The following is a 3,149-nucleotide window of genomic DNA, read 5'->3' on the forward strand; positions in this document are numbered from 1 at the left end:
GCCGGGTTGCACATCAGCTTCGGGTCCGACCACGCCGAACCGCGGGTGCTCGACGTCGACAACGTGGTGGTCTGCGCCGGTCAGGAGCCGGTGCGTGAACTGGAAGGCGCGCTGCGGCGCAATGGAATCGAGGCGCATGTGATCGGCGGCGCCGACCAGGCCGTCGAGCTGGACGCCAAGCGGGCCATCAAGCAGGGCACCGAACTCGCCGCCCGGCTGTAGGCCTGGTTTTCGCGAGCGTGCGTGTCTGCGGCACGACACGCCGCAATTTTTCGGCAGTTTGCGCGCACTCGCAGCCGGGGCGCGACTACTCGATCGGGGTGAACGCGAGGAGCGGAATCGGCCGATCCCCGGCGGATGCCTCGTACCGGTCATAGCCGGCGAGCCACTGTTTGGCGATGCCCCACAACCGATCCCGTTCGGCTCCCGTGACCTCCTCGCCGACGAACTGCCCATCGATACCTGCGCCGTACAGCGTGACCGTCGGATCGGCCTTGACGTTGTGGTACCAGGCCGGGTGACGGGTACCACCATAGTTCGAGGCGATGAGAATGACGCGGTTGCCATCGGTGAAGTACAGCAGCGGAGTCGTTCGCTCGATCCCCGACTTGGCACCCGTATGCGTCAACAGAAGGAAGCGAGGCCACGGACCGACCGAGCTCAATCGCCCGCCGGTGCGTCGGATGAGTACGGGATCGATGCGCGGCGAGACGTTGCGAAGGGCCCATTGGCCGGCCGGCGAGAAAGCGAACCGGGCGATAGCGCGCTTCGCGGCGTTGTCGGGGACGAAGTCCACCCGCGGAATCGGCACGGAGCCAGGGTAGCGTCCGGCCAGACAAGACATCCCGATTTGCCTGGTGCCTTTCGTAACGCGGTGGCGATTCCGGACGCAACTGTCGCCACCGCGGTACGCACGACGTCAGTCTTGCTTGAGCGCCTCGATCTCCAGCGTGATCGTGACCTTGTCACCCACGACCGCACCACCGGTCTCCAGCGGCAGGTCGATGTCGATCCCGAAATCCTTGCGGTTCAGCACCACCGATGCCTCGAATCCGGCGACCTCGCCGTGACCCATACCGGGGTTGACGCCGTTGAACTCGAGTTCCAGGCTGATCGGCCGGGTGACCCCGTGCAGGGTGAAGTCACCGTCGAGCAGGTAGTCGTCGCCGTTGGCCCGCACGCCCGTCGAGCGGAAAGTGGCCGTCGGATAACGCTCGGCCTCGAAGAAGTCGGCGGACCTGACGTGAGCGTCGCGCTGCTCGTTACCGGTGTTGATGGAGGCGACGGCGACCTCGGCGCTCACCTCCGCAGTGCCGTCCTCGGCAACGGTGATCGCACCACTGAACGTGTCGAACGTGCCGCGCACCTTGCTCACCATCAGGTGGCGCACGGAGAACGCGACGGAGGAATGTACGGGGTCAATGGCCCAGGTGCCGGCGGCCAACTGGGTCTGGGTGGCAGTGGTCATCTGAAGTCTCCTTGGGTCGTGGCACCGGCCCTTCCGGCACCTACGACGGATGCAACCGGACTGCGGTCCGCATATATTCCGCGTGACCGTGCGCGAAATGCCGACAGATCGCGGCGCGTCACCCGGCAGACGCGCACGCTCGCGCAAAAACACGGAGAGAACACGGAGAGTTAGGCAGCCAGCGGGGCGTAGGTGGTGGTGCGCTGACGCGCCGGCCGGCCGATGCCGGCGGCGATGGCGATCAGCTCCTCAGCGGACTTGGCCGACCCGTTCTCCGAGCCCGCCATCCGCGAGATGGTCTCCTCCATCAGCGTTCCGCCCAGATCGTTGGCGCCACCCTGCAACATGACCCGGGTGCGGTCCACCCCGAGCTTGACCCAGCTGGTCTGGATATGAGAGATCCTGCCGTGCAGCATGATTCGAGCCAACGCATGCACGGCGCGGTTGTCGCGGTGGGTCGGCCCGGGGCGGGCACCGCCCGCAAGATATAACGGCGAGCTCTGATGCACGAACGGCAACGGCACGAACTCGGTGAACCCGCCGGTCTGATCCTGGATCGAGCGCAGCACGTTGAGGTGCCCGACCCAGTGCCGCGGCGTGTCGACGTGGCCGTACATCATCGTCGAGCTGGACCGCAGCCCCACCTCGTGGGCAGTGGTCACCACCTCGATCCACATCGACGTCGGCAACTTGCCCTTGGTGAGCACCCAGCGCACCTCGTCGTCGAGAATTTCGGCGGCGGTGCCCGGGATGGTGTCCAACCCCGCCTCGCGCAGGCTGATCAGCCAGTCGCGGATGCTCAGCCCGCTGCGGGTGACGCCGTTGGCGATTTCCATCGGCGAGAACGCATGCACGTGCATCGACGGCACCCGGGCCTTGACGGCGCGGACCAGATCTGCGTAACCGGTCACCGGCAGCTCGGGGTCGATGCCGCCCTGCATGCACACCTCGGTGGCGCCGGCGACATGCGCCTCCCAGGCCCGGTCGGCCACTTCGGCGGTGGACAGCGAATAGGCGTCGGCGTCACCCTTGCGCTGGGCGAACGCGCAGAACCGGCAGCCCGTGTAGCAGATGTTGGTGAAGTTGATATTGCGGTTGACGACGAAGGTCACGTCGTCACCCACCACCTCGCGGCGCAGCGAATCGGCCAGCGCGGCAACGGCTTCCAGGGCGGGCCCGTCGGCGGTGGCCAACGCGAGGTATTCATCGTCGCTGCAGCCGGCCGGGTCGCGCTCGGCCGAGCGCAGCGCGGCCAACACGTCGGTGTCGATGCGCTCGGGCGCCCGCGCGGCCAGTTCGTGGACCTTCTCCCGGATCGACTCCCAGTCCCCAAACGCGCTGTCCAGGTCGCTGCGGGTGTCGGTGCGACGACCCTCGGCGTCGATGGCGGAGTGCAGATCGGTGCGGCCCAGCGATTCGGCCGCTTCGTCGGGCTCCTGCCACGGATGACCGACCGGGTTGATGTCGCGGGCGTATCCGGTGTCGGGGTCGGCCAGCGCGTCGACGTGGGCGCGGACCCGCGGATCGATCCACGCCGCGCCGGCCTGCACGTAGGACGGTTGCGCGGTCAGTCGCTGGACCAGGTCATAGCCCGCCTCGGCGGTGACATCGGCCAATTCGTCCAACGCCGGCCAGGGCCGTTCGGGGTTGACGTGGTCAGGCGTCAACGGTGAGACGCCGC

Annotated in this window: 3 protein-coding genes and 1 pseudogene; 1 reads left to right on the top strand and 3 read right to left on the bottom strand. The window is 67.5% G+C overall.

Features of this window, described 5'->3' with window-relative positions; all coding sequences use genetic code 11:
• Positions 1-222 (top strand): annotated as a pseudogene (locus ACN269_RS32935) (NADPH-dependent 2,4-dienoyl-CoA reductase); the annotation flags it as partial.
• 85 nt (positions 223-307) lie between these two features.
• Here ACN269_RS32935 and ACN269_RS32940 read toward each other — a convergent pair.
• The 3 genes from ACN269_RS32940 to cofH all read right to left on the bottom strand — a co-directional run.
• Entirely contained in the window at positions 308-811 is a 504-nt protein-coding gene (locus tag ACN269_RS32940) for a nitroreductase/quinone reductase family protein (protein ID WP_421476972.1), read from the bottom strand.
• 108 nt (positions 812-919) lie between these two features.
• Entirely contained in the window at positions 920-1,444 is a 525-nt protein-coding gene (locus ACN269_RS32945; protein ID WP_421476974.1) for a YceI family protein, read from the bottom strand.
• Positions 1,445-1,638: 194 nt separating this feature from the next.
• Positions 1,639-3,149 (bottom strand): 5-amino-6-(D-ribitylamino)uracil--L-tyrosine 4-hydroxyphenyl transferase CofH (cofH, locus tag ACN269_RS32950; RefSeq protein WP_421476976.1); only part of this gene is annotated, 1,511 nt, incomplete at its 5' end.

It is taken from the genome of Micromonospora sp. WMMD736 (genome assembly GCF_049179015.1).
Classification (GTDB): Bacteria; Actinomycetota; Actinomycetes; order Mycobacteriales; family Micromonosporaceae; genus Micromonospora.